This window comes from Micromonospora sp. NPDC047812 (genome assembly GCF_040704175.1).
Taxonomy (GTDB): Bacteria; Actinomycetota; Actinomycetes; order Mycobacteriales; family Micromonosporaceae; genus Micromonospora.
In genome coordinates, this window is sequence record NZ_JBEYRY010000001.1 from 1,115,746 (window position 1) to 1,140,059 (window position 24,314).

A 24,314-nucleotide genomic window follows, 5' to 3' on the forward strand; every position below is an offset into this window, starting at 1 on the left:
GGCTGATGCCGCCGGCCCCCGTCCTCTTTCGGCTCGGATGTCCGCTTTCGTTCAGGTGGCCAGGATGGGCCGGAGGGCCGCGACGATGGGTGCGTCGGCGGGGAGCCAGGTGACGGTGTCCAACTCGTCGGCGGAGAGCCAGCGCAACGCGGAGTGTTCGAGGGCCCGCGGCTGGTCACCGTGCAGCAGGCGGGCCGCGTACACCTTGAGCACCGAGCGGCCGTGGGCCATCCGGACGTTGCGGCCCACCCGGTCGCCGATCTCCACGCGTACGGCCAGTTCCTCGGCGCACTCGCGGGCGAGCGCGGCGGTCTCGCTCTCGCCCGGCTCCACCTTGCCGCCGGGGAACTCCCACATGCCCGCCACCTCGGGCGGGGCGGAACGGGCGCAGGCGAGCACCCGGCCGTCCCTGATGATCGCCGCCCCGACGATCACCCTGAGGTCCCGTCTCTCGGCCTGCCCGCCGCCATTAGCCCGTTCGGTCCGCACGGGCGTCCAGCGTGCCAGATCAATCGGCGGTTTGGGTAGCGTGGCCGACCGTCAGGGCAGGAGAACCCGGAAGTGTGGGCGTGGACACACCCAGCATGCGAGGACAGACTAGAAGGCACCGACAAGACACGGGACGGCGACGATTTGGCCACAAGCCGGCAACGGCGCCTGGGAGGTGCGGTGATGCGCGCGCTGTTCAGCAGTCGATCCAAGCACGACTACCTCAGCGACGCCCTCACCCTCCTCACCGGCTGGATCCGCGAGGGTGAGCAGATCCGACGCACCCTCGTCATCGACGACTCGCAGCACGCCGCCCTCACCGAGCGGGTGAAGGTGGTCGCCGACGCGCTGCACCTGCGGCCGGAGATCAGCCGCCGGGCCGACCAGACCCAGATCCGGGTGGGGCACGGCAACGCGCCGCTGACCGAGGGGGAGGTCCTGCTGGCCGCCCGCATCGAGGACGCCTACCGCGCGGTCACCCAGCCCTGACCCCCGTTCCACCCGGCCCCGGCGTCCCGCTCCGGGGGGTCGGCGCGCCGAGATCGGCTGAGAATCGGCTGGTAAGTCTGAGGTTTCCCTGAAAGGCGCACGGGTACCAATCCGTCGCGGGAGCAGACAACAGGCTCCGTAACGGACTGAACACCTGATAACGCATTTTTTGGGAGCTGACATGACCACCCCCACCGTGAACCGGGTTACCGACCACGACGGCCACCACGTCGACCACGACGTCCGGCACGCGCACCGGCACGGCGACGAGACGAAGCCGTCGTGGAAGACCACCGAACTGGCCGTCTACCTGCTCTCCGTGATCGGGGTGCTGATCGCCTCGAACGCCGTCGGTGACGGCGCCGCCGACAACGGCGGAGACTACTTCGCGGCCGACAAGGCCTGGTGGTACATCACGCTGCTGACCATCGGTTACCTGGTCAGTCGCGGCCTGGCGAAGTCCGGCAGCCGCAGCCGCGACGCCGACCCGCGCACCAACCGGTAATCCACACCGCGCGCGAAGCCCCGCCACCCGCGTCCCTCGACGCCTCGGCGGGGCTTCGCGCGTTCCGGGCCGCCCGGCCGATACGCGCCCCGGGCGGCGTCGGCCGCTCAGGCGGCGTCCTGGGGGTACCAGCGCAGTTCCACGGAGTTGCCGTCCGGGTCCCGCACGTAGAGCGAGGTGGCGCTGCCCCGCGCGCCGAACCGACCCACCGGCCCCTCGATCACCGTGAAGGCGCCCGACGCGACGACCTCCGCCCAGTCCAGCGGCTCCACCACCAGACAGAAGTGGTCGACGTTGGACTCGCCCCGGTCCCGGCGGACGAGGTCGATGATGGTCCCCGCGTCGACCCGTACCGAGGGGAACGGGACGGCGCCGGCCCGCCACTGGTCGACCCCCACCGGGGCCAGGCCGAGCAGTCCGCAGTAGAAGTCCAGCGCGCGCTCCACATCGGTCACGTTGAGCACCAGGTGGTCGAAGCCGGTGACCCGTACCGCGCTCACCTCGCCTCCAAGGCGTGGGCCTGGCGCAGCCAGTCGGTGGACAGGGCGGGGTCGACGTCGGCGAGGGTCCGCAGCTTCTCGCCGATCTCCCGCGACGGGGCGTCGAGATCAGCCAGGTAGTCGGTGACTGTCGTCGTTTCCATGCCCCTCACGATCCGCCGGCCGGCGACGCCGACCAAGACGCGATCGCACTACCATCGTTGAGCCGGACTCAACGATGGGGCGGGGCGTGCTGGAACGACACGAGCTGGAGACCTTCCTGACCCTCGCCGAGGAGCTGCACTTCGGCCGGACGGCGGAGCGCCTGCGGGTGACCACCGGGCGGATCAGCCAGGTGGTCAGGAAGTTGGAACGCCGCGTCGGCGCCCCGCTCTTCGCCCGTACCAGCCGGGTCGTCCAGCTCACCCCGATCGGGCGACAGCTCGCCGACGACCTGGCGCCGCTGGTGGCCGGCATCGACGACGCCGTACGCCGGGCCGTCGAGGCGGGGCGGGGCGTGACCGGGCGGCTGCGGGTGGCCTTCCTCGGCGAGTGGACCGCCCCGACGCTGCTCAAGGCGGTCGCCCTGTTCTCGCGGCGCCATCCCGACTGCCAGGTCGAGGTGCGGGAGGTGCAACTCTTCAACTCCCGGCAGAGCCTGCTCGACGGCTCCGTCGACGTCCTGATGGCCGCGTACCCCTTCGACGGAATGGCCTGCGGGCCGGCGCTGCTTCAGGAGCGGCGGTTGCTCGCGGTGGCCGCCGGGCACCCGCTGACCCGGGAGGAGTCCGTCTCCCTGGAGGCGCTCGGCGACCACCCGGTGGTGCAGTACCCGGCCGTGACCTCGACGGAGTTCAAGCGCGACCGCACGCCCGAGCAGACCCCGTCGGGGCGGCCGGTGCCGAAGGGGCCGGCGGGCAACACGTTCTCGGAGATGCTGACGCTGGTCGCGATGGGGCGGGGGGTGCTGCCGGTGGGCGAGCACACCCGCCGCTACTACCCGCGCCCCGACGTGGCGTACGTGCCGATCCGCGACGCGCCACCGATCCGGCGGGGCCTGGTCTGGCGGGAGAGCAACGGCACGGCCCGGGTCCACGAGTTCGTCCGGGCCGCGACCGACGCGAACACGGCCTGACGGGCGCCCGCCCGCACTGGCATGATCGACGCCGATGAGGCACGGGGAGTTCCGCCATCCACGGCTGGTCGCGGTCTACGACGCCGAGTGCCCCTGGTCGCGTGACGACGACTGGTTCCTCGCCGTCGCCGGCGGGACGCCCGCCGCGCGGGTCCTCGACCTGGGCTGCGGCACGGGGCGGCTCGCCCTCGCCCTGGCCGGGGCCGGCCACGCCGTCACCGGCGTCGACCCGGCCGGTGCGTCGCTGGACGCCGCCCGCGCCAAGCCGGGCGCCGAGCGGGTGAGGTGGGTCGAGGGCACCTCGGCCGTACTGGCGGACCGGTCGTTCGACGTGGCGGTGCTGACCAGCCACGTCGCGCAGTTCCTCGTGGACGACGACGAGTGGGCGCGTACGCTCGCCGATCTGGCCCGGGCGCTGGTGCCCGGCGGCCGGCTGGCGTTCGACTCGCGCGACCCGGCGGACCGGCGGTGGGAACGCTGGAACCCGGTCGACTCGCGGCGACGGATCACGCTGCCCGACGGCGAGGTGGTCCGGGCGTGGACGGAGGTCCACACGGTGGCCGGCGGGCGGGTCGACTTCACCCACCACTACCTCTTCCCCGACGGCGAGGAACTGCTCAGCTCGGCCACCCTGCGCTTCCGCACCGAGGCGGAGTTGCGCGGCCCGCTGCGGTCGGCCGGGTTCGTCGTGGACCGGATCCACGGCGGCTGGGCCGGGGAGCCGGTGGGCCGGGGCGACGGCGAGTTCCTCGTCCTCGCCCGTCGGCAGTGATCTCCGGTTGGCGCGCCCTGCCTACCGTGGGGGCATGGCGAACGCGACGTACGACCGCAAGGAGCAGTTCCAGCAGATCCAGAGCGGCCTGCTCCACGGAGAACAGATCATCGCCGTCTACGACGCCGTCGGCACCGGCACCGGCTTCATCGGCCTGACCGACCGGCGCGTCATCATCCAGGACCGCTCGTTCGTCGGCAAGCGGTACGCCATCACCAGCATCCCGTACTCGAAGATCACCAGCGTCAGCGTGGTCAGCAACAAGTCGTGGGGCGGCTCGTTCTTCTCCACCGGGGCCATCGCGATCCACGTCGGCACGCACACCTACGAGGTGGAGTTCCGGGGCTCCGACAAGAGCCACCACGTGCACAACGTGATCCTGCACCACATCAGCTGAGCTGGTCGGCGCGTTCCAGCAGGGCGCGGCGCTCCGCCCCACCGTGGGCGTCGGCGGCCCGTCGGAACAGCGCGGCGGCCCGCTCGCGGTCGCCCAGCCGGGCGGTCAGCTCGGCCTCGGCGGCGACGGCGAGCGGGTAGCCGTCCAGCGCCCCGCCGGCCCGGGCGGCGGCCAGCAGCGCCAGCCCCGCGGCCGGGCCGTGCGCGTACCCGTGCGCGACGGCGCGGTTCAGCTCGACCACCGGCGACGGCTGCCACCGGACGAGCCGGTCGTACGCCCCGGCGATCGCGGCCCAGTCGGTGGCCCCGGCGGACGCGGCGGTGGCGTGGCAGGCGGCGATCCGGGCCTGGAGGGCGTACGGGCCGTCCGCCGGGACCCGCGCGAGGATGCCGACGCCCTCGGCGATCGCGGCGTGGTCCCAGCGGGCGCGGTCCTGCCGGTCGAGGGTGAGCAGGTTGCCGTCGCGGTCGCGCCGGGCGTCGCGCCGGGAGTGCTGGAGCAGGAAGAGGGCCAGCAGGGCGGCCACCTCGGGCTGGCCCGGCATCAGCCGGTCGAGCAGCCTGGCCAGGCGGATCGCCTCGTCGGCGAAGGCCGGCTCGCCGTCGGCGTCGTAGCCCCGGGTGAAGAGCAGGTACAGCACGGCGAGGACGCCGGGGAGCCGCTCCGCGAGCGTCGGACCGGTCGGCACGCGGTACGGGATGCCGGCGGCGGCGATCCTCGCCCTGGCCCGGGTGAGCCGCCGGGCCATGGTCGACTCGGTGACCAGGAAGGCCCGCGCGATGTCGGCGGTCGAGACCCCGCAGACCGTACGCAGCGTCAGGGCGACCCGCGCCTCCAACGCCAGGGCCGGGTGGCAGCAGGTGAAGACGAGCCGCAGCCGGTCGTCCACGATCTCCCCCTCCCCCGGCTGCGGTGCCGACTCCGACCCGGTCAGCGCGAGGACGGCCAGCTCACGCAGCTTGCGCCGCTCGACCGAGGACCGCCGGAGCACGTCGATCGCGCGGTTGCGGGCCACCGTCATCAGCCAGCCGCCCGGGTTGGCGGGCACGCCCTCCACCGGCCACCGGGTCAGCGCGAGCGCCGACGCCTCCTGGGCGCAGTCCTCGGCCAGGGTCCAGTCGCCGGTCACCCGGATCAGCGTCGCGACGATCCGGGCGTACGACCCCGCGCTCGCGGCGGCGACGGCGTCGGCCACCGCGAGCTGCTCGGTGGGGTCAGCCATCCAGGCTGACGATCGGGCGCAGTTCGAGCCGTCCCTCGCGGGCCATCGGGTGGGCGCGCGCCACCTCGATCGCCTCGTCCAGGTCGGCGCACTCCAGCAGGTCGAAGCCCACGATCACCTCCTTGGTCTCGGCGAACGGACCGTCGGAGACCAGCAACTCCCCGTTGCGGACGCGGACCGTGGTGGCCGCCGTCGTCTCCGCCAGGGCGTCACCCGTCAGCCGCCGGCCCCGGGCGTCGTTCTCCGCGACCCACGCCTCGACGTCCGGCCAGTCGGCCCGGTCGGTGTCCGGCTCGCTGTCCGTGCAGACGAACATCAGGTACTTCATGCCGCTCCTCGATGTCGGGTTCTCACCAGGGTGACGAACGGGCGACCCGGTTCCGGACAACCTGCGACCGCCGATCTCGGAATCTCGCGGGGCGGCGGATGCGGTCGTGCCCGTCGGCTGCCCGCAGTCGACCGTCGGAGCATCTCCCGCTACGCCACGGGTGGAACACCATGGGTGTCACAGACGGGCGTTGACACCCATGGTGTTCCACCCGTCAGCCACGACGCACGGCGGGGCGGCGGAGGGCGGGGCGGCGACGGTCCTTCGCACCCCCTTACTGCTGGTCGAGCAGGAACGGTGCGTCCGGGCAGCTCAGGCACACGAAGACGCGCAGCGTGCCGTGCCGGCCCACGACCACCCCGGTCGGCTCGTACGGGTCGTCGTCCGGCTCGCCGTCCGTCCGCGTCGGCTGCCAGCGCCCGGTGCCCCGCTCGGAGGAGGCGATGACGAGGGCCAGCGTGGTGGGGCCGGCGCAGCGGGGGCACGGCGTCGGGCGCACATCGGTGAGGCTCCAGTCGGCGTGGCCGCCGACCTTCCAGCCGGGCGCCATGAAGGTGTCGACGTAGTTGTCGTCGTCGTACTCGCCCTCCTCGTCCTTCTCGTCGACCAGCGTCCGCAGGCCCGCCGGCAGCTCCTGCGGGTACGGGTACTCGACGACCCGTTCCGGGTGCAGCCGGCACGGCCGGGGCACGTACTCGTCGTTTCCGACCTCGCCGCGCGGCGGCTCCGCGAGGAGGTCGGTCAGGTCGGCCTCCCGCCGCCAGCGCAGCTCCACCGTCGGCCCCCACGGGCCCTCGGCGTGCTCGAACGGGCACCACAACACCTGCAACAGGTCCGCCCCGCCGGGACGGGGCAGGTCGGGGACGTCCTGCGCGCGCAGCTGCGCCAGCGCGACCATCGGGTTCGGCACGGGGTGCGGTCGCGGCACGTACCGGTGGCCGACGACCGGGCCGCCATCGCGCGAGCCCCAGCCGGTGAAACCCGGGCCGACCAGGGTGGCGACCTCCCGGTGCAGCTCGACCTCGCCCTCGGCCAGGACGTGCGGCTGCCTGCGCCCGCGCTCCGCCGCCCGCATCCGGTTCACCAGCTCGGCCGGGATCGGCACCTCCTCGTGCACCATGTGCGGCGCCTCGCAGGTGGGCCAGGGCTCGTCGGCCGGCCAGCGCAGCGGCCCGCCGACGTGGCTCCCGGCGGCCGTGACCGCCCCCGGGCGCGGGTGCAGCCGGGTCGCCGTACGGCCGAGCTTCTCCAGCCCGGGGTAGCGGGCGAGCACGTCGGGCGGGAGGGGCGGGGTGATCATGGCGAGATCGTAGGCCGCCGCCTGTCGCGTGGTCAGCCGGCGTCGGCGGTGACAGCGACGGCGGGCGGTGACCGGCTCGGCCGTCCTGCCGTCCTGGTGACGGCAGAGCCGCCGACAGCACGTGCGGGCGCGCCTCCACCGGTGATCATCGCGGCGTGGAGGCGCGCCCTGCCGACGGTGTCGGCCGTGGAGGGATCCCGTGCGATCCGCTCCAGTTGCCAATATTCCGTAGTTGCCACGACTTTGCAATAAGGCATACTGGCCGGGAAGCCTCCACTCGCGAAAGGGTCCCCATGGCCGTCTACAAGCTCCCCGACATGCCCTACGACTACGGGGCGCTCGAACCCGCCATGAGCGGTCAGATCCTGGAGCTGCACCACAGCAAGCACCACGCCGCGTACGTCAAGGGCAGCAACGACGCCCTCGACCAGCTCGCCGAGGCCCGCGACAGGGGCGACTACTCGGCGCTGGTCGGCCTGGAGAAGACCCTGGCCTTCAACCTCTCCGGGCACGTCCTGCACTCGATCTTCTGGAACAACCTCTCCCCGGAGGGCGGCGACCGCCCGGACGGCGAGCTGGCCGCCGCCATCGGCGAGCACTTCGGTTCGTTCGACGGCTTCGCCGGGCAGCTCTCCGCCGCCACGAAGAGCGTGCAGGGCTCCGGGTGGGGCGTCCTGGCGTGGGAGCCGCTGGCGCAGCGCCTCATCGTCGAACAGGTCTACGACCACCACGGCAACGTCGGCCACGGCTCGACGCCGATCCTCGTCTTCGACGCCTGGGAACACGCCTACTACCTTCAGTACAAGAACGTGCGTCCGGACTACGTCGACCGCCTCTGGGACCTGGTCGACTGGGCCGACGTCGCCAGGCGCTTCGACGCCGCGCGCGCCGCCGGCAACCCGCTCACCGTGGCGTCCTGATGGCGGCCGACCCGGGGTCGGCCCTCATCGCTGCACAACGCGCCGCCGGGGTCATCGCCGCCAGACACCGCGGTGACCTCGACGGCGCGGAGCGGCTGCTCGCCATGTTCCCCGACGAGGCCGCCCGCAGCCGCGGCTTCATGTTCCTGGCCGAACTGGCACTCAGCCTCGTACGGACCCAGACCGGCCAGAGCATGGAGGACCTCGCACAGGAACTGGCCCTGCACATCGCGGTCGCCGGCGGCGGGCCGCCCGCCCGCTGACCAGGTGAGGCTCCGGCTACCTTCGACCCCATGACGGTGGCCCGCTCCATCCTGCTGTTCCTGCTCGCCGCGCTCGCCGAGATCGGCGGGGCCTGGCTCGTGTGGCAGGGCTGGCGCGAGAACCGGGGGCTGCTGTGGGTGGCCGCCGGGGTCATCGCCCTCGGGTGCTACGGCTTCGTCGCCACCTTCCAGCCCGACCCGAACTTCGGCCGCATCCTGGCCGCGTACGGCGGCGTCTTCGTCGCCGGCTCGCTCGCGTGGGGCATGGTCGTCGACAAGTTCCGCCCCGACCGCTACGACCTCGTCGGTGCGGCGCTCTGCCTGGTCGGGGTCGCCGTCATCATGTACGCCCCACGTGGCGGCTGAACCACGCGGCGGTGTCGGACTCCGCCACTAGGCTGCGCGGCATGATCACAAGACCCACCGAGAAGTGGGGCCGCAGTGTGCGGGAGCAGAGGACCGCGATCGCGGCGGGCACCCTCACCGAGGACACCGCGTACGCCCTCCGCCTCTGGCCCGAACCCTTCATCACCGCCGTCGACACCGTTCTCGACGCCTACGAAGCGGACGTACGCTCGCTCTCCTCGCCGTCGGACGAGGAGGTCTTCGCCGCCGTGGAGCGGGTGGTCACCGCCCTCAACGCCGTCAACGACGAGCACGGCAGGATCGAGACGGGGGAACGCGAGGACCTGTGCGAGCACATCGACGTCGTGCTGACGAGCGCGGGCCAGGACGTCGAGGCCCTCACCTCCCGGCGCGGCGTCGGACGCCACGAGCTCACCGACGAATGGCGCGACTGGTAGGGGTCACCCGAGCCGGCCGCGCGACGGGGACGCCAGCCTGCCGGCGGCCGACCACCCTCGCCTGCCGGCAGGTTCTGGTCACCGCGGCAGGTCACCGGATACCGGGTTGCGTGCCCCCGATGCCTGCGGCAGCCTCCATCGCATGATCGAGACGCATGTCCTCAGCGAGGACGATTGGAGGACGTGGCGGGAGCTGCGCCTCGCCGCGCTGGCGGAGGCGGCGTATGCCTTCGGCTCCCAGTTGGCGGACTGGCAGGGCGAGGGCGACCGCGAGGAACGCTGGCGCGCCCGGCTGGCCATCCCCGGCTCCCGCAACATCCTGGTGATGCTCGACGGGCAGCCCGTCGGGATGGCCAGCGGGGTGCCGACCGGGAAGGACGGCGTCGTCGAGCTGATCTCGATGTACGTGGCGCCAGCGGGACGTGGCCGGGGCGTGGGCGACCACCTCGTGCGGGCGATAGAGGAGTGGGCGCGGCAGGTGGGCTCGGAGACGCTGCGGCTGGCCGTGGTGGCGGGCAACCGGAACGCCTGGGCGCTCTACAGGCGGCACGGCTTCCAGGACACGGGCGAGCTGGGTGACCTCATGCCCGACGGGGTGCGCCGGGAGCACGTCCTGACCAAGAGCCTCGTCAGCTAGCGGAACTACGAACTCGACGGGCCCACCCGGTCGTACGTGCCGACCGCAGTTCATCGACACGAGCTGCGCACCACGACGCCGTTCACGGTCAAGCTCGATCTGGATGGGCTGGTGCCCGGCCGTGAGAGCCGAGCCGGGCGCCGACTCCGTCAACGGTCGAATCGCTACGTCACTACACGTTGAAGCGGAACTCCACGACGTCGCCGTCCTGCATGACGTACTCCTTGCCCTCGATCCGGACCTTGCCCGCGGCCTTGGCCGCCGCCATCGATCCGGCCGCGACCAGGTCGCCGAAGGAGACCACCTCGGCCTTGATGAAGCCGCGCTGGAAGTCGGAGTGGATGACCCCCGCGGCCTCCGGCGCGGTCGCGCCGACCGGGATGGTCCAGGCGCGCGCCTCCTTGGGGCCGGCGGTGAGGTACGTCTGGAGCCCGAGCGTGCGGAACCCGACGCGGACGAGCTGGTCCAGGCCCGGCTCGTTCTGCCCGATCGACTCCAGCAGCTCGCGGGCCTCCTCGTCGGGCAGGTCCACCAGCTCGGACTCGATCTTGGCGTCCATGAAGACCGCCTCGGCCGGCGCCACCAGGGCGCGCAGCTCGTCGAGGAACTCGGCGTTGCCCAGCTCGGCCTCGTCGACGTTGAAGACGTACAGGAAGGGCTTGGTGGTGAGCAGGTGCAGCTCGCGCAGGTGCTCCAGCTCGATGCCCGCGTCCTTGACGCCCGCGTAGAGGGTGACGCCGGTGTCGAGCAGCTCCACGGCCTGCTTGGCGGCGGTGACGGCGGCGGCCCGGTCCTTGCGGAGCTTGGCCTCCTTCTCCAGCCGGGGCAGCGCCTTCTCCAGGGTCTGGAGGTCGGCGAGGATCAGCTCGGTGTTGATCGTCTCGATGTCGTCGGCCGGGGAGACCTTGCCGTCGACGTGCACCACGTTCGGGTCGGAGAAGGCCCGGACGACCTGGCAGATCGCCGAGGCGTCGCGGATGTTCGCCAGGAACGCGTTGCCTCGGCCCTGTCCCTTGGAGGCGCCGCGCACCAGGCCGGCGATGTCGACGAACGACACCGGGGCGGGCAGCACCTTCTGGGAGCTGAAGATCTCGGCGAGCGTGTGCAGCCGCTCGTCCGGCAGCCCGACGACGCCGACGTTGGGCTCGATGGTGGCGAACGGGTAGTTCGCCGCGAGCACGTCGTTCTTGGTCAGCGCGTTGAACAGGGTGCTCTTGCCGACGTTGGGCAGGCCGACGATGCCGATGGTGAGACTCACGACGAGCCAGCTTACGCCGATGCCCCGCACCCCGGCTCAGGCAGGCCGGTGCACCGGCCCCACGCCCGACCGATCTTGGTACGAGACAGCCCCTCCAGGGGCGCTCCCGTACCAAGATCGGCCCGGAGGACCGGCCCGGGACCGGTGAGCCGGCTCAGCCGAGCAGGCGCGGCGGGATCGGGGTCTCCCGCACCGTGCCGTCCTCGGCGCGGCTGACCTCGTACGCCGAGGGGCCCTCGCGGTCGGCGACCGCCTCGACCAGGCGGGTGCCCCGGTAGAGCAGGCCGGTGCCGTCGTCGGTGCAGTGGGCGGTCGGCAGCGTGCCGTCGCCGACCAGCCGGTGCATCAGCGGCCGGCGCTGCTCCTCGCTGTCGTAGTGCACGCCGTTGCCGTAGGGCAGCCAGCCGAGCCCGTCGGTGAAGCCGCGCAGGGTGGTGCCGAAGCTGTCGGTGGCCCCGCCGGCGTGCCAGCAGATCGAGCCGGCGGAGACGCCCCCGAGCACCACGCCGGCCTCCCAGCACTCGCGCAGGATGTCGCCGAGGCCGTGCACGCGCCAGACCGCGCAGAGGTTGGCGACGCTGCCGCCGCCGACCCAGATCACGTCCTGGGCGAGCAGGTGGGCGCGGACGTCGTCGACGTTCGGCATCGGGAACAGCGCCAGGTGCGTCATCCGGAACCGGCTGCCGGCGAACGCCTCGTAGACCCGGGCGAGCGTGGTCGGCTGGTCCCCCTCGGCCTGGTTGAGGAAGCAGATCCTCGGCTCCGGCCCGGCCTCGGCCAGCTCGGCGGCGAGGTCGAAGACGGGGTTGACCCGTCGGGGCCCGCCCTCGTGGCGCGGCGCGTAGATGCCCATGCTGGTGGCGAGGATGGTCGGTTCGCTGGCGGGCACGGTCGTCCTTCCGTCGGGGTCGGCGACGCCCATCCTGCCCGAGGCCCGCCGCCGGGCGCCGGCCACCCGCCTGCCGGGCTCAGCGCCCGCCGTCGGTGACCGCGCCCAGCAGCGTACGCAGCAGGTCGGCGAGGCGCCGCTGGTCGTCGGCGGGCAGCGCGTCGAGCAGCCGACGCTGGACGGCCAGCCCCGCCTCGGCGGCCTCCTCCACCAGTTCGAGGCCGGCCGGGGTGAGCGTGACCTGGAGCCCGCGCCGGTCCGCCGGGTCGGGTGAGCGGCGGAGCAGCCCGGCGCGTTCCAGCCGGTCGAGCCGGCCGGTCATTCCCCCGGAGGTGAGCATCAACGAGGCGGTGAGCGCCTTCGGCGCCAGCGTGTAGGGGGCGCCGGCTCGGCGCAGGGCCGCGAGCACGTCGAACTCGCCCCGGCTGATCGACCAGCGGGCGTAGGTGCGCTCCTGCTCGTCGCCGACGAGCCGGGCCAGCCGGTAGATCCGGCCGAAGACCGCCATCGGCTCGGGGCGCATCCCGGGTCGCTCCCGCTGCCACTGCTCGACGATGCCGTCGACGTCGTCCCGCTCGGTCACCCCCGGATTGTGCCGCACCTCGCACTCCCGCTTTACCTCGCTACAAAGTAGCTTAGTAGCAAGATACTTAGCATCAAGGATTAGTGAGGGACCGTGGACCGACGCCGGCTCGACATCCTGCTCACCGCCGCCGCGCCGACCGCGTGGGGCACGACGTACCTGGTCACCAGCGAACTGCTGCCACCCGACCGGCCCCTCTGGTCCGGCGTGATCCGGGCCCTCCCCGCCGGTCTGCTGCTGCTCGCGCTGACCCGGCACCGCCCGCACGGCGCCTGGTGGTGGCGCGCGGCCGTGCTCGGCGCGCTGAACATCGGGGCGTTCTTCCCGCTGCTCTTCTTCGCCGCGTACCACCTGCCCGGCGGGGCCGCCGCGGTGCTCGGCGCCACCCAGCCGCTGCTGGTGGCGGGGCTGACGGTGCTCGTGCTCCACGAGCGGCCCCACCCCCGGGCGCTGGCCGCCGCGCTCGCGGCGCTCGCCGGGGTCACCCTCGTCGTGCTGCGCCCCGGCGCGGGCCTCGACGCGACCGGCGTCGCCGCCGGGCTGACCGCCACCGTCGCGATGGGCGCGGGACTGGTGCTGACCCGTCGCTGGGGCCGCCCACCGGGCGTCGGCACGCTCACCGCCACCGGCTGGCAGCTCACCGCCGGCGGACTGATGGTGGTGCCGGTGGCCCTGCTGGTCGAGGGGACGCCGCCCGTGCCCGACGCGCCGGCGCTGGCCGGGTACGCGTGGCTGACGCTGGTCGGGACGGCGCTGGCGTACGCGCTGTGGTTCCGGGGCGCGGCCCGGCTGCCGGTCACCCAGGTCTCGCTACTCGGCGCGCTCAGCCCGCTGACGGCCGCCGCGCTCGGCTGGGCCGTGCTCGGGCAGGCGATGACCGGCTGGCAGCTCGCCGGCTTCGCCGTGGCCGTCAGCGCCACCGTGGCCGGGCAGCTGCCGGTACGCCGGCCCGGCCCGGTGGGTCAGTCGCCCGGCCCGGTGGGTCAGTCGCGCGGCCCGGCCTGGCGGGGAACCACCGCCTCGATCGGCAGGGCGCCGGGAGCCAGCTCCCCGGCGGCGGCCAGCGGCAGGGTGAAGCGGGCCTCGGCGGCGGGACCGGCCGCGTACGACTCGCGGAGCATCCAGCGCACCTCGTCGGCCGTCCAGCCCAGCCCGGCGCGGCCGGCGATCTCCCGGACCAGGCGCAGTGCCACCCGGGTGTCGTCGTCGTAGAACCGCATGCACCAGTGGTGCACCCACATGCCCAGCGCGCGCAGGCCGTCGGCGTCGAGCGAGCGCACCAGCCGGCCACAGGCGGTGTCACCGAACGCCCGCCCCGGGTCGCCGGCCCGGTCCCGTTCGATCGCGCCGACGGCGGCCGGGGCGACCGCGCGCATCCGGTCGTAGAACCGCTGCACCACCACGCCGTCCAGCGGAGGGTGCCCGTCCCGTGCCGACGCCGCCCGCCGACCCGCCACGCTCGCCATCGCCGCACCCCTTCTTGAGTTGGTGGCCGGACGGTACCGACCACAACCGACACTTTCGGCTCCGGACGTCCCGTTCACGCCTGCACGGCCAGGTCCGATTCCCGCGAGCCAGGGGCGCCGGGCAGGGGCATCATCGTGACGTGGAGTTGGACTTCGAGCGGTGCTACCGGGCGGTCGACAGCCGCGACCAGCGGTTCGACGGCTGGTTCTACACCGGCGTCACGTCGACCGGGATCTACTGCCGGCCGTCCTGTCCGGCGATGACGCCGAAGCGGCAGAACGTCCGGTTCTTCCCCTCGGCCGCCGCCGCCCAGACGGCGGGGCTGCGCGCCTGCCGGCGCTGCCGGCCGGACGCCGCCCCGGGCTCCCCGCAGTGGGACGTACGGGCCGACGTCGTCGGTCGGGCCATGCGGCTGATCGCCGACGGGGTGGTGGACCGCGACGGCATCCCGGGGCTGGCCGCCCGGCTGGGTTACACCGAGCGGCACCTGCACCGGATGCTGCGGACCGAGATGGGCGCCGGCCCCCTCGCCCTGGCCCGGGCGCAGCGCGCGCAGACCGCCCGCACCCTGATCGAGACCACCGGGCTGGGCATGGCGGAGGTCGCGTTCGCCGCCGGGTTCGGCAGCGTGCGGCAGTTCAACGACACGGTCCGGGAGGTGTTCGGGGCGGCCCCGTCCGAGCTGCGCACCGCCCGCCGCCAGTACCCCGCGCCGGGCGGGGCGGGCACGATCACGCTGCGGCTCGCGTACCGCCCGCCGCTGCACGCGGAGGCGCTGCTGGACTTCCTCGCGCTGCGCGCGCTGCCCGGCGTCGAGGAGGTGCGCGACGGGACGTACCGGCGGGGCCTGCGGTTGCCGCACGGCCCGGGCGAGGCGGCCCTGACCCCGGCGGACGGGCACGTGACGGCGACGCTGCGGCTGACGGACATGCGCGACCTCGCCCCCGCCGTGGCCCGCTGCCGGCGCCTGCTCGACCTCGACGCCGATCCGACCGCCGTCGACGGCACGCTCGCCGCCGACCCGGCGCTGGCCGGGGTGGTCGCCGCCGAGCCGGGCATCCGGCTCCCCCGCTCGGTCGACGGCTTCGAGATGGCCGTGCGCGCGATCGTCGGCCAGCAGGTCTCCGTGCGCTCGGCCCGCACCACCCTCACCCGCCTCCTGGCCCACCTGCGCCCACCCGCCCCCACCCCCGGCCCCACCGGCGTCGATCAAGAGGTCCGGGCACCCGGGGAGCGCTCTCGGGACCCCGAACCTCTTGATCGACCAGCCGAGGGGGCGGGGAGTGCGTGGCTGTCCGGTTTCCCCACCGCCGAGGAGGTGCTCGGGGTGCCGGACGAGGTGTTCGGGATGCCGGCCGGGCGGCGGGAGACGATTCGCGGGCTGGCCCGTGCCGTCGCCGACGGGTCGCTGGACCTGGCGCCCGGCGGGGACCGCGAGGAGAGCGTCCGGCGGCTGCTGGCGCTGCCCGGAATCGGGCCCTGGACCGCGGGCTACGTCGCCATGCGCGCCCTCGGCGACCCGGACGTCCTGCTCCCCACCGACCTCGCCGTACGCCGGGGCGCCGCCGCCCTCGGCCTCCCCGACGCCCCCACGACCCTCGACACGTACGCCGACCGCTGGCGCCCCTGGCGCTCGTACGCGGTGATCCGACTCTGGAGAGCAGCATGAGCATGAACGACAGCACCGTCATCGACACCCCCGCCGGCCCGCTCAGCATCGTGGCCGGCCCGGACGGCGCGGTCCGGGCGGCGGGCTTCACCGGCGACCCGGAGAGCCTGCTCCCCCTGATGCACCCGGCCCTGCGGGCGCCGCTGCGGCACCGGGCCGACCTCGGCCCCGTCTCCGTCGCCGTGGCCTCCTACCTGGACGGTGAGCTGGCCGCGATCGACGCCGTGCCGGTGGAGCAGCACACGGGGGGCGCGTTCATGGCGCACGCCTGGCAGGTGCTGCGCGAGGTGAAACCGGGAGACCCGGTCACCTACACCGGATTCGCCGGGCTGGCCGGCCGCCCCGCCGCAGTACGGGCCGCCGCGGCGGCCTGCGCCCGTAACGCCGCCGCCCTCTTCGTCCCCTGCCACCGGGTGCTGCGTACCGACGGGACGCTGGGCGGCTACCGCTGGGGGCTGGACGTGAAGAAGTGGCTTCTCGGGCACGAGCGGCCATGACGGGAAGCCGACACCTGCGCCGGCCCCGTTTGAGGCTACCGTCGGGTAGTGCCTGCGGAAGGTGACGGCAACCCGGCCTCCCCGGTCGATGCCGGCCGGCACCCGCTGCACAACCTCTGGCGACTGCGTCACTACCTGCGCCCGCACGCGGCCGAGTTCGGCTGGCTGCTGCTCGCCGGCCTCGCCGCCACCGGGGCGGGCATCGCCGTACCGCTGGTCGCGCAGCGGGTGGTGGACGGCCCGGTGGCCCGGCAGGACCCGGCCGGGCTGTTCCGGCTGGCCGGGCTGGCGCTGCTGCTCGGTCTGGTCGAGGCGCTGCTGATCTTCATCCGACGCTGGGTGCAGTCGTCGTCCTCGATGCGGATCGAGGCGGCCATCCGCGAGGACGTCTACGCCCACCTGCAACGGCTGCCGACCAGCTTCCACGACCGCTGGCAGTCCGGCCAGCTGCTCTCCCGGGTCACCAGCGACCTGTCGGTGCTGCGCCGGTTCCTCTCCTTCGGCCTCTTCTTCCTGATCCTCAACCTCGTCACCTACCTGGCCGTGGTGACGCTGCTGATCCGGCTGCACCCCGCGCTGGGGCTGCTGGTGGCGGGCAGCGCGGTGCCGCTGTTCCTGATCAGCCGGCGCTTCGCGCGGCACTACCACGCGGCCTCCCGGCGGATGCAGGACCAGCAGGGCGACGTGGCCACGCTGGTCGAGGAGACCGCGCAGGGGCTGCGCACGATGAAGGCGTACGGGCGGGGGCCGGAACTCGCCGCCCGCTTCGCGGCCGGCGCGCGGGCGCTGCACGACACCGGGGTCGGCAAGGGCCGGCTGCTGGCCCGCACCTCGGCCCTGCTCGATCTGGTGCCCAACCTGACCCTCGGCGTGGTGCTGGTCGCCGGCGCGGCGGCCGCCGCGGGCGGGGTGCTGACCATCGGCGAACTGGTCGCCTTCGTCAGCCTCCAGCTGATGCTGATCTGGCCGGTGCAGTCGCTGGGCTGGATCATCGCCAACGGGCAGGAGGCCGCCACCGCCGCCGACCGGGTACGCGAGGTGCTGGACACCCCGCCGGCCATCGTGGACGCCCCGCACGCGCTCGCCCCGCGCCGCGCCGACGTACGCGGGCGGCTCCGCTTCGAGCGGGTCTCGTTCCGCTACCCGGGCACGGCCGCGCCGGTGCTTCGGGAGATCGACCTGACCGTCGAGCCGGGCGAGACCGTGGCCCTGGTCGGGGCGACCGGCTGCGGCAAGAGCACCCTGCTCTCCCTGGTGCCCCGGCTGCACGAGGTGACCGGCGGGCGGATCACGCTGGACGGGCACGACCTGCGCGACCTGCGGCTGTCCGCCCTGCGCCGGCTGGTCGGGGTCGCCTTCGAGGAGCCGACGCTGTTCTCCATGTCGGTGTGGGAGAACCTCACGCTCGGGCGGCCGGAGGCCGGCGAGGACGAGGTGCGCGCCGCGCTCGCCCTCGCCCAGGCCGACTTCGCGTACGAGCTGCCGTGGGGGTTGGCCACCCGGGTGGGCGAGCAGGGGCTGTCGCTCTCCGGCGGGCAGCGGCAACGGCTGGCGCTGGCCCGGGCGGTGCTCGGCCGACCCGCGCTGCTCGTGCTGGACGACCCGCTGTCGGCCCTGGACGTGCACACCGAGGCGCTGGTCGAGACCGCGCTGAAGCGGGTGCTGCGCACCACCACCGCCCTGCTGGTCGTGCACCGGCCCTCCACGATCGCCCTCGCCGACCGGGTGGCGCTGCTGGAGGAGGGCCGGATCACGGCCGTCGGGCAGCACTCGGAGCTGCTCGCCGACGTGCCGGCGTACCGCGCGGTGCTCTCCGCCGAGCCCACCCCCGCGCCGCCCGGCGACCGCGGCCTGGTGCGTTCGTGACCGGCGACGCCGCCCGGCGCACGAACGGGGCGGACCTCGCCCGGTGGCGCGGCGTCGCCACCGACCCGGACGCGGACCGCAGCCGCGCCGAGGACACCGACCCGGAGGCGGTGGCCCGGCTCCGCGCCCGCAGCCGGGTGCTGCTGCGCGACCTGCTGCGCCCGCACCGGCGCCGCCTCGGGCTGGCCGTCGCGCTGCTGCTCGGCCAGAACGCCGCCGCGATGGCCGGGCCGTACCTGGTCATGCTCGGCATCGACCGGGCGATCGCGCCGCTGCGGGCCGGCGATCCCGGCCCGCTGGTGGTCGTCGCCGCCGGGTTCGCCGCCGCCACCGCCGTCGAGTACACCGCCCGCCGGGGCTTCCTCACCCTCTCCGCGCGGATCGGCCAGGCCGTCCTGCTCGACCTCCGCCAGCGGGTGTACGCGCACTTCCTGCGCCTGTCGGTGGCGTTCCACGAGCGGTACACCTCCGGCCGGATGGTCTCCCGGCTCACCAGCGACCTGGACTCGATCGGCGAACTGGTCGGCGGCGGCATCGACGGCCTGGTGCTGGCCGTGCTGTCGATCCTGTCGGTCGCCGGCATCCTGCTCTGGCTGGACGTGCCGCTGGCCGCGGTGACGCTGCTCGCGTTCCCGTTCCTGTTCTGGCTGAGCCGCTGGTTCGCGCGGGCGTCGGCGGACGCGTGGCGGCGCACCCGGGAGACGGTGGCGCTGGTCATCGTCCACTTCGTCGAGTCCATGCGCGGCATCCGGGCCGTGCAGGCGTTCCGCCGGGAACCGCGCAACCAGCAGATCTTCGGGGCGGTCAGCGACGACTACCGGCGGGCCAGCCGGGACGCGTTCCGGCTGATCGCGACGTACTCGCCGGGGATCAAGGTGATCGGCAACGTGACCGTGGCGGTGGTGCTCTGCTACGGCGGCTGGCGGGTGCTGGGCGGGGCGACCGGGATCGGGGTGCTGGCGGCGTTCCTGCTCTACCTGCGGCGGTTCTTCGAGCCGATGCAGGAACTGAGCCAGTTCTACAACTCGCTCCAGTCGGCCACGGCCGCGCTGGAGAAGCTCGCCGGGGTGCTCGACGAACGGCCGTCGGTGGCCGAACCGGCGCGGCCCGTGCCGCTGCCCGCCGGGCCGGGGCGCGGGGCGGTCGTCTTCCGGGCGGTCACCTTCGGCTACCGGCCGGACGCGCCGATCGTCGCCGGGTTGGACCTCGCCGTCCCGGCCGGCCAGACCGTGGCGCTGGTCGGCGCGACCGGCGCCGGCAAGTCGACCGTCGCCAAGCTGCTCGCCCGGTTCCACGACCCGTTCTCGGGCGCGGTCACCCTCGACGGGGTCGACCTGCGCGAGGTCGCCGACGCGGAGCTGCGGCGTGCCGTGGTGCTGGTGACCCAGGAGACCCACCTGTTCGGCGGCACGATCGCGGAGAACATCCGGTTCGGCCGCCCCGGCGCGGACGACGCCGCCGTGGAGGCCGCCGCGCGGGAGATCGGCGCGCACGACTTCATCGCCGCCCTCCCCGACGGGTACGCCACGGAGGTGCAGCGGCGCGGCGGCCGGCTCTCCGCCGGGCAGCGGCAACTGGTCGCCTTCGCCCGGGCGTTCCTGGCCGACCCGACGGTGCTGATCCTGGACGAGGCCACCTCGTCGCTGGACGTGCCCACCGAGCGCCTGGTGCAGCACGCCCTCGGCACCATCCTGGCCGACCGCACCGCGCTGGTGATCGCGCACCGGCTCTCCACCGTGGAGACGGCTGACCGGGTGCTCGTGCTCGACGACGGGCGGATCGTCGAGGACGGCCCGCCCGGCCGGCTCGCCGTCGCCGGTGGCCGGTACGCCGCCCTGCACCGGCAGTGGCGCGACTCCCTGGCGTGAGACCCCGGTTGGTCGCGCCCGCCGGTCGACGGTCCCCCGATGATCGTCGATGCCACTAGACTCACCGCGCCGAGCGGAGCGGTCCACCGGGTGGTCGTCCCGACGGCGGCGACAAGGGGGGTTGCGACGTGCGGTTCGGACGACGGGTGACGGTGGCCGGGATGGTCACCGCCTGCGTGCTGGGTGCGGCGGCGGTCGCCGGGATGCCGTTCGGCGAAGCCGGCCGGACACCGGCCACGCTCACCGCCGGGGATACCCCGGCGTCGCCGGGCGACGAGGCCGCCCCGACGGGCGCGCCGGTCCGCGCCGACAGCGGGCTCGGCAGCCGCCCCCGAGGCGGCGCCACGCCCGGCGCGGCGGTGACCCTCCGGGCCCGGCCGGCCGCCGAGGTCGCCGCCGACAGCCCCGCCTCGGTCACCTACCTGCGCGACCGCTACCGGGTCGACGCCGACGAGGCGGCCCGGCGGCTCGCCCTCCAGGAGCTGTCCGGGCCGCTGGCCGCACGGCTCGCCACGGAGTTCCCCGCCGCCTACGGCGGGATGTGGCTGGACCAGGCCGCGGGCGGCGTGCTGACCGTCGCCGCCACCGGCGTCGAGCCGGTCCGGGCCGCGCTGGCGGGCATGCCGGACGCGGCGCACGTCCGGGTGGTGCCGGTGCGCCGCCCGCTGCGGCAGCTCACCGAGGCGGCGACCCGGCTGGCCACCACGCTCGGCGTCACGGCCGGCGCCGACGTCATGGTGGACGAGCGGGCCAACGAGGTCGTCGTGCTGACCGGCGACCGGATCGCCGCCGACGACCCCCGGTTGGCCGGGGCGCTGCGCGCCGCCGGGGTGCCGGCCCGCGCGCAGGCCCGGATCGCCGGGACCGTGGTGCAGAAGGCCTGCGACCCGCGCTACTGCGCGCAGGCGCCGATGCGCGGCGGCATCCGGCTGGACGTGCCGCGCGACGACGACACCGTGGGCGGCTGCACGACGGGCTTCAACGTGGTCGCCGGGCTGCGCGACCCGTACGTGCTGACGGCGGGGCACTGTGTCGTCGGGGGGCGGCACCAGCTGGTGGACCGCACCTGGCACCAGTTCCTCGGCCCGAAGGTGCCGGTGACCGTCGAGTCGTCGAGGCCGGGGCTGGCCGAGAACGCCTACCCGTACGACTACGCGATCATGCCGTACCAGGCCGGCGCGACCGGGCTGTGGGCGTACCCGGCGGGGGCCACGCAGGTGCCCAGCCTGGTCAACTACTGGTGCGTGCCGGACAGCACCGGTTGCGCCACCCGGGGCAGCCGCGACGTGGCGGTTACCGGGCACGTGCCGTACAGCGACATCCAGCCCGGCTGGGTGGTCTGTGCCACCGGTGCGGCGTACACCCCGAAGGCCGGCGAGCAGTACGTCGACTCGGGCGCGGGCGCCGGCTACGTGCCCGGCACCCGCTGCGGGGAGATCATCGGCAAGAGCAGCGGCGGCATCGACGTACGCATCTGTGCCCGCCCGGGCGACAGCGGCGGCCCGCTCTTCACCGAGGCCGACGGCAAGGCGCTGGGCATCCTGTCGCACGGCGACCCGGGACAGGGCCCCTGCACCAACCCGAACGAGCGCAACTCCTACGCCCCGGTCTCCACGATCCTCGATCGGGCGAACGCCCGCACCTACGGGGGCCTGCGGATCCGGCTGGCCACCACGGGCCCGGTCCCCCCGCTGACCCGGCCGGCCATCCGCTGACCCGTCGACCGGGCGCCTCGGACGGCATCCGTCGCGGCCTGCGGGTTATCCCGTGGTCCGGCCCCCGGCCGCTGCCTACCATCGACGGATGACCGACACGGAGAGGACGGCCCGCGCCGGCGTCCCCGAACGTCCGAGCCTGGACGGCATCGAGGAGACCTGGGCGCGCCGCTGGCAGGAGGACGGCACGTACGCGTTCGACCGCGCGAAGACGACCGTTCGGGGGCGCAGCGCGGCGTCAGACGCGCCGAGCCCGAACGGTCGCAGCGTCGACGTGTACGCGATCGACACCCCGCCGCCGACCGTATCGGGCGAGCTGCACATGGGGCACGTCTTCTCGTACACGCACACCGACGTGGTGGCCCGGTTCCAGCGGATGCGCGGGCGGACGGTCTTCTACCCGATGGGCTGGGACGACAACGGCCTGCCCACCGAGCGCCGGGTGCAGAACGTGTACGGCGTGCGCTGCGATCCGGCGCTGCCGTACGACCCGGACTGGCAGGCCCCCGAGGCGCCGGTGGGCGAGGCCGCCCGCAAGGACCCGACCCCGGTGTCCCGGCGCAACTTCATCGAGCTGTGCGAGCGGCTGACCGTCGCCGACGAGCAGGTCTTCGAGGCGCTCTGGCGGCGGCTCGGGCTGTCCGTGGACTGGTCGCTGACGTACACGACGATCGGCGCGGCGGCCCGGGCGGCCTCGCAGCGGGCGTTCCTGCGGAACCTGGCCCGGGGCGAGGCGTACCAGGCGGAGGCGCCGACGCTCTGGGACGTCGGCTTCGCCACCGCCGTCGCCCAGGCGGAGCTGGAGGACCGGGAGCGGCCCGGGGCGTACCACCGGCTGCGGTTCGCCGGGCCGGGCGGGCGGGAGGTGCTCATCGACACCACCCGACCGGAGCTGCTGCCGGCCTGCGTGGCGCTGGTCTGCCACCCCGACGACGAGCGGTACGCCGACCTGGTGGGCGGCACCGCGCGTACGCCGGTCTTCGGGGTGGACGTGCCGGTGCGGGCGCACCCGCTGGCGGACCCGGCCAAGGGCACGGGCATCGCGATGGTCTGCACCTTCGGCGACCTGACCGACGTGACCTGGTGGCGGGAGCTGCGGCTGGACACGCGCGTGGTGATCGGCCGGGACGGCCGGCTGCTGCCCGAGCCGCCGGCCGGCGTCCCGGCGCAGCCGTACGCGGCGCTGGCCGGGCAGACCGTCAACGGCGCCCGGCGGACGCTGGTGGAGCTGCTGGCCGACGCCGACGACCTGGTCGGCGAGCCGCGACCCGTCACCCACCCGGTGAAGTTCTACGAGCGCGGCGACCGGCCGTTGGAGATCGTCTCGACCCGGCAGTGGTACCTGCGCAACGGCGGACGCGACGCGGGCCTGCGCGAGGAACTGCTGGCCCGGGGCGGGGAGCTGCGCTGGGTGCCGGAGCACATGCGGCACCGCTACGCGCACTGGGTGGGCGGCCTGACCGGCGACTGGCTGGTCAGCCGGCAACGCTTCTTCGGCGTGCCGGTGCCGGTGTGGTACCGGCTCGACGACGCTGGCGAGCCGGACTGGTCCCAGCCTCTCACGCCGGCGGAGTCCGCGCTGCCGATCGATCCGTCCACCGACGCCCCGCCGGGGTTCGAGGAGTCGCAGCGGGGCCGCCCGGGGGGCTTCGTCGGCGATCCCGACGTGCTCGACACCTGGGCCACCTCGTCGCTGACCCCGCAGATCGTCGGCGGGTGGGAGACCGACCCGGACCTGTTCGCCCGGGTCTTCCCGATGGACCTGCGCCCGCAGGGGCAGGAGATCATCCGCACCTGGCTGTTCTCCACCGTGGTCCGCTCGCACCTGGAGCACGGGGTGCTGCCCTGGCGGGACACGGTGCTCTCCGGCTGGATCCTCGACCCCGACCGGAAGAAAATGTCCAAGTCCAAGGGGAACGTGGTCACCCCGATGGCGCTGCTGGAGCAGCACGGCTCCGACGCGGTGCGGTACTGGGCGGCCAACGGCAAGCCGGGCATGGATCTCGCCTTCGACCCGGCCCAGATCAAGGTCGGCCGGCGGCTGGCGACCAAGCTGCTGAACGCGTCGAAGTTCGCCCTCGGGCTGGGCGCCGCCGACGCGCTGCGGGCGCCCGCCACCGAGCCGCTGGACCGCGCCATGCTCGCCGAACTCTCCGGCGTGGTCGCCGCCGCGACGTCGGCGCTGGAGGCGTACGACCACACGGCGGCGTTGCAGGTCGCCGAGGCCTTCTTCTGGCGGTTCTGCGACGACTACATCGAGCTGGTGAAGGAGCGCGCCTACGGCTCCGGGCCGGGGGCGGACTCGGCCCGGGCGGCGCTGGCCACCGCGCTCTCGGTGCAGCTGCGGCTGTTCGCCCCGGTGCTGCCGTACGCGACCGAGGAGGTGTGGTCGTGGTGGCGGTACGGGTCGGTGCACCGCGCGACCTGGCCCACCACGTACGAGGTGGAGCGGGCGATCCAGGGCGCCGGCGAACCGGAGCTGCTGCGGCTGGCCGCCGACGCGCTCAGCCAGGTGCGCCGGGCCAAGTCGGAGCGGAAGCTGTCGATGAAGGCGGAGGTGCCGCTGGCCGAGGCGCTCGGCCCGGCGGCACTGCTGGAACAGCTGACCGTGGTCGCCGACGACGTCCGGGCCGCCGGCCGCATCGCCAAGCTGGACCTGCTGCCCGACCGCACGCCGGAACTCGTGATCGCCTGCGCGTTCTGACCGGCCGGCCCGTCGCGCCCCAACGGGCGCGGCGGGCCGGTGGGCCCAGCGGCGCGGCG

The 24,314-nt window shown here is 74.3% G+C and carries 26 protein-coding genes and 1 pseudogene; 17 read left to right on the forward strand and 10 right to left on the reverse strand.

Annotation, left to right across the window (positions count from 1 at the left end):
- Positions 1-51: 51 nt before the first annotated feature.
- Positions 52-489, reverse strand: coding sequence for a (deoxy)nucleoside triphosphate pyrophosphohydrolase (locus AB0883_RS05065; RefSeq protein WP_366639535.1), 438 nt, complete (start codon positions 487-489; stop codon positions 52-54).
- A 183-nt stretch (positions 490-672) separates the two neighbouring features.
- On the opposite strand from AB0883_RS05065, the gene AB0883_RS05070 reads away from it, so the two are divergent.
- Together AB0883_RS05070 and AB0883_RS05075 are read left to right on the forward strand one after the other, a co-directional pair.
- Entirely contained in the window at positions 673-978 is a 306-nt protein-coding gene (locus tag AB0883_RS05070) for a pterin dehydratase (RefSeq protein WP_366639537.1), read from the forward strand.
- A gap of 181 nt (positions 979-1,159) precedes the next feature.
- Positions 1,160-1,483, forward strand: coding sequence for a hypothetical protein (locus tag AB0883_RS05075; RefSeq protein WP_366639539.1), 324 nt, complete (start codon positions 1,160-1,162; stop codon positions 1,481-1,483).
- Positions 1,484-1,590: 107 nt separating this feature from the next.
- Here the strand turns inward: AB0883_RS05075 and AB0883_RS05080 are convergent, their stop codons facing one another.
- Entirely contained in the window at positions 1,591-1,983 is a 393-nt protein-coding gene (locus AB0883_RS05080) for a VOC family protein (RefSeq protein ID WP_366639541.1), read from the reverse strand.
- The gene (locus AB0883_RS05085; RefSeq protein ID WP_366639543.1) at positions 1,980-2,126 is read right to left on the reverse strand and encodes a hypothetical protein; all 147 of its coding nucleotides are present in this window, start codon (positions 2,124-2,126) and stop codon (positions 1,980-1,982) included. The genes AB0883_RS05080 and AB0883_RS05085 overlap by 4 nt, the downstream gene beginning before the upstream one ends.
- Before the next feature lie 86 nt (positions 2,127-2,212).
- Between AB0883_RS05085 and AB0883_RS05090 the strand changes: the two genes are divergently transcribed.
- Genes AB0883_RS05090 through AB0883_RS05100 form a run of 3 tightly spaced genes read left to right on the forward strand, consistent with a single transcriptional unit; the run spans position 2,213 to position 4,266 of the window.
- A complete protein-coding gene (locus tag AB0883_RS05090) occupies positions 2,213-3,097 on the forward strand; it encodes a LysR family transcriptional regulator (protein ID WP_366639545.1) in 885 nt (294 codons plus the stop codon).
- A gap of 34 nt (positions 3,098-3,131) precedes the next feature.
- The gene (locus AB0883_RS05095; protein ID WP_366639546.1) at positions 3,132-3,869 is read left to right on the forward strand and encodes a class I SAM-dependent methyltransferase; all 738 of its coding nucleotides are present in this window, start codon (positions 3,132-3,134) and stop codon (positions 3,867-3,869) included.
- A 34-nt stretch (positions 3,870-3,903) separates the two neighbouring features.
- Positions 3,904-4,266 (forward strand): PH domain-containing protein, encoded by a 363-nt coding sequence (locus AB0883_RS05100; RefSeq protein WP_121399755.1) that lies wholly within the window; start codon positions 3,904-3,906, stop codon positions 4,264-4,266.
- Here the strand turns inward: AB0883_RS05100 and AB0883_RS05105 are convergent.
- The 3 genes from AB0883_RS05105 to AB0883_RS05115 form a co-directional block, all read right to left on the reverse strand.
- A complete protein-coding gene (locus AB0883_RS05105; RefSeq protein ID WP_366639548.1) occupies positions 4,259-5,488 on the reverse strand; it encodes a DUF6596 domain-containing protein in 1,230 nt (409 codons plus the stop codon). The two genes, AB0883_RS05100 and AB0883_RS05105, sit on opposite strands and share 8 nt — an antisense overlap.
- Positions 5,481-5,804, reverse strand: coding sequence for a YciI family protein (locus tag AB0883_RS05110; protein WP_366640304.1), 324 nt, complete (start codon positions 5,802-5,804; stop codon positions 5,481-5,483). The genes AB0883_RS05105 and AB0883_RS05110 overlap by 8 nt, the downstream gene beginning before the upstream one ends.
- Positions 5,805-6,090: 286 nt before the next feature.
- A complete protein-coding gene (locus AB0883_RS05115; RefSeq protein WP_366639550.1) occupies positions 6,091-7,116 on the reverse strand; it encodes a hypothetical protein in 1,026 nt (341 codons plus the stop codon).
- Between the two features lie 293 nt (positions 7,117-7,409).
- Here AB0883_RS05115 and AB0883_RS05120 point away from each other — a divergent pair, with 293 nt between their 5' ends.
- The 5 genes from AB0883_RS05120 (at position 7,410) to AB0883_RS05140 (ending at position 9,739) form a co-directional block, all read left to right on the forward strand.
- Complete coding sequence (locus AB0883_RS05120) at positions 7,410-8,036, forward strand: superoxide dismutase (protein WP_366639551.1); 627 nt, start codon at positions 7,410-7,412, stop codon at positions 8,034-8,036.
- Positions 8,036-8,299, forward strand: a complete 264-nt coding sequence (locus AB0883_RS05125; RefSeq protein WP_366639553.1) for a superoxide dismutase — start codon at positions 8,036-8,038, stop codon at positions 8,297-8,299. The genes AB0883_RS05120 and AB0883_RS05125 overlap by 1 nt, the downstream gene beginning before the upstream one ends.
- Positions 8,300-8,329: 30 nt before the next feature.
- Positions 8,330-8,665 (forward strand): YnfA family protein, encoded by a 336-nt coding sequence (locus tag AB0883_RS05130; protein WP_366639555.1) that lies wholly within the window; start codon positions 8,330-8,332, stop codon positions 8,663-8,665.
- 41 nt (positions 8,666-8,706) lie between these two features.
- Entirely contained in the window at positions 8,707-9,102 is a 396-nt protein-coding gene (locus tag AB0883_RS05135; protein WP_366639557.1) for a hypothetical protein, read from the forward strand.
- A 142-nt stretch (positions 9,103-9,244) separates the two neighbouring features.
- Positions 9,245-9,739, forward strand: a complete 495-nt coding sequence (locus AB0883_RS05140) for a GNAT family N-acetyltransferase (RefSeq protein ID WP_366639559.1) — start codon at positions 9,245-9,247, stop codon at positions 9,737-9,739.
- Positions 9,740-9,911: 172 nt separating this feature from the next.
- Here AB0883_RS05140 and ychF read toward each other — a convergent pair whose 3' ends face one another.
- The 3 genes from ychF to AB0883_RS05155 form a co-directional block, all read right to left on the reverse strand.
- Positions 9,912-10,997 (reverse strand): redox-regulated ATPase YchF, encoded by a 1,086-nt coding sequence (gene ychF, locus AB0883_RS05145; RefSeq protein WP_366639560.1) that lies wholly within the window; start codon positions 10,995-10,997, stop codon positions 9,912-9,914.
- Between the two features lie 154 nt (positions 10,998-11,151).
- Positions 11,152-11,919, reverse strand: a complete 768-nt coding sequence (locus AB0883_RS05150; protein ID WP_366639562.1) for a peptidase E — start codon at positions 11,917-11,919, stop codon at positions 11,152-11,154.
- 46 nt (positions 11,920-11,965) lie between these two features.
- Positions 11,966-12,469 (reverse strand): MarR family transcriptional regulator, encoded by a 504-nt coding sequence (locus AB0883_RS05155; RefSeq protein WP_233600112.1) that lies wholly within the window; start codon positions 12,467-12,469, stop codon positions 11,966-11,968.
- Positions 12,470-12,562: 93 nt separating this feature from the next.
- On the opposite strand from AB0883_RS05155, the pseudogene AB0883_RS05160 reads away from it, so the two are divergent.
- Positions 12,563-13,378: pseudogene (locus tag AB0883_RS05160) on the forward strand (EamA family transporter); the annotation flags it as partial.
- 74 nt (positions 13,379-13,452) lie between these two features.
- On the opposite strand, the gene AB0883_RS05165 reads toward AB0883_RS05160, so the two are convergent.
- Positions 13,453-13,935: a hypothetical protein gene (locus AB0883_RS05165; RefSeq protein WP_366639565.1), complete on the reverse strand. Its 483-nt coding sequence runs from the start codon at positions 13,933-13,935 to the stop codon at positions 13,453-13,455.
- Between the two features lie 140 nt (positions 13,936-14,075).
- Between AB0883_RS05165 and AB0883_RS05170 the strand changes: the two genes are divergently transcribed.
- The 6 genes from AB0883_RS05170 to valS all read left to right on the forward strand — a co-directional run bounded on the left by AB0883_RS05170 (position 14,076) and on the right by valS (position 24,255).
- Positions 14,076-15,605: an AlkA N-terminal domain-containing protein gene (locus AB0883_RS05170; protein ID WP_366639567.1), complete on the forward strand. Its 1,530-nt coding sequence runs from the start codon at positions 14,076-14,078 to the stop codon at positions 15,603-15,605.
- The gene (locus AB0883_RS05175; RefSeq protein WP_366639569.1) at positions 15,602-16,102 is read left to right on the forward strand and encodes a methylated-DNA--[protein]-cysteine S-methyltransferase; all 501 of its coding nucleotides are present in this window, start codon (positions 15,602-15,604) and stop codon (positions 16,100-16,102) included. The genes AB0883_RS05170 and AB0883_RS05175 overlap by 4 nt, the downstream gene beginning before the upstream one ends.
- A 48-nt stretch (positions 16,103-16,150) precedes the next feature.
- Positions 16,151-17,968 (forward strand): ABC transporter ATP-binding protein, encoded by a 1,818-nt coding sequence (locus tag AB0883_RS05180; protein ID WP_366639571.1) that lies wholly within the window; start codon positions 16,151-16,153, stop codon positions 17,966-17,968.
- Positions 17,965-19,836: an ABC transporter ATP-binding protein gene (locus AB0883_RS05185; RefSeq protein WP_366639572.1), complete on the forward strand. Its 1,872-nt coding sequence runs from the start codon at positions 17,965-17,967 to the stop codon at positions 19,834-19,836. Before AB0883_RS05180 ends, AB0883_RS05185 begins: the two co-directional genes overlap by 4 nt.
- Before the next feature lie 128 nt (positions 19,837-19,964).
- Complete coding sequence (locus AB0883_RS05190; protein WP_366639574.1) at positions 19,965-21,551, forward strand: trypsin-like serine protease; 1,587 nt, start codon at positions 19,965-19,967, stop codon at positions 21,549-21,551.
- 88 nt (positions 21,552-21,639) lie between these two features.
- Complete coding sequence (gene valS / locus AB0883_RS05195; RefSeq protein WP_366639576.1) at positions 21,640-24,255, forward strand: valine--tRNA ligase; 2,616 nt, start codon at positions 21,640-21,642, stop codon at positions 24,253-24,255.
- Positions 24,256-24,314 lie beyond the last annotated feature (59 nt).

Coding starts and splice junctions, on each gene's coding strand:
- AB0883_RS05085 (WP_366639543.1), bottom strand. CDS start 2,126: ATGGAAACGACGACAGTCACCGACTACCTGGCTGATCTCGACGCCCCG.
- AB0883_RS05105 (WP_366639548.1), bottom strand. CDS start 5,488: ATGGCTGACCCCACCGAGCAGCTCGCGGTGGCCGACGCCGTCGCCGCC.
- AB0883_RS05140 (WP_366639559.1), top strand. CDS start 9,245: ATGATCGAGACGCATGTCCTCAGCGAGGACGATTGGAGGACGTGGCGG.
- AB0883_RS05135 (WP_366639557.1), top strand. CDS start 8,707: ATGATCACAAGACCCACCGAGAAGTGGGGCCGCAGTGTGCGGGAGCAG.
- AB0883_RS05150 (WP_366639562.1), bottom strand. CDS start 11,919: ATGGGCGTCGCCGACCCCGACGGAAGGACGACCGTGCCCGCCAGCGAA.
- AB0883_RS05075 (WP_366639539.1), top strand. CDS start 1,160: ATGACCACCCCCACCGTGAACCGGGTTACCGACCACGACGGCCACCAC.
- AB0883_RS05100 (WP_121399755.1), top strand. CDS start 3,904: ATGGCGAACGCGACGTACGACCGCAAGGAGCAGTTCCAGCAGATCCAG.
- AB0883_RS05175 (WP_366639569.1), top strand. CDS start 15,602: ATGAGCATGAACGACAGCACCGTCATCGACACCCCCGCCGGCCCGCTC.
- AB0883_RS05095 (WP_366639546.1), top strand. CDS start 3,132: ATGAGGCACGGGGAGTTCCGCCATCCACGGCTGGTCGCGGTCTACGAC.
- valS (WP_366639576.1), top strand. CDS start 21,640: ATGACCGACACGGAGAGGACGGCCCGCGCCGGCGTCCCCGAACGTCCG.
- AB0883_RS05120 (WP_366639551.1), top strand. CDS start 7,410: ATGGCCGTCTACAAGCTCCCCGACATGCCCTACGACTACGGGGCGCTC.
- AB0883_RS05115 (WP_366639550.1), bottom strand. CDS start 7,116: ATGATCACCCCGCCCCTCCCGCCCGACGTGCTCGCCCGCTACCCCGGG.
- AB0883_RS05165 (WP_366639565.1), bottom strand. CDS start 13,935: ATGGCGAGCGTGGCGGGTCGGCGGGCGGCGTCGGCACGGGACGGGCAC.
- AB0883_RS05070 (WP_366639537.1), top strand. CDS start 673: ATGCGCGCGCTGTTCAGCAGTCGATCCAAGCACGACTACCTCAGCGAC.
- AB0883_RS05130 (WP_366639555.1), top strand. CDS start 8,330: ATGACGGTGGCCCGCTCCATCCTGCTGTTCCTGCTCGCCGCGCTCGCC.
- AB0883_RS05125 (WP_366639553.1), top strand. CDS start 8,036: ATGGCGGCCGACCCGGGGTCGGCCCTCATCGCTGCACAACGCGCCGCC.
- AB0883_RS05110 (WP_366640304.1), bottom strand. CDS start 5,804: ATGTTCGTCTGCACGGACAGCGAGCCGGACACCGACCGGGCCGACTGG.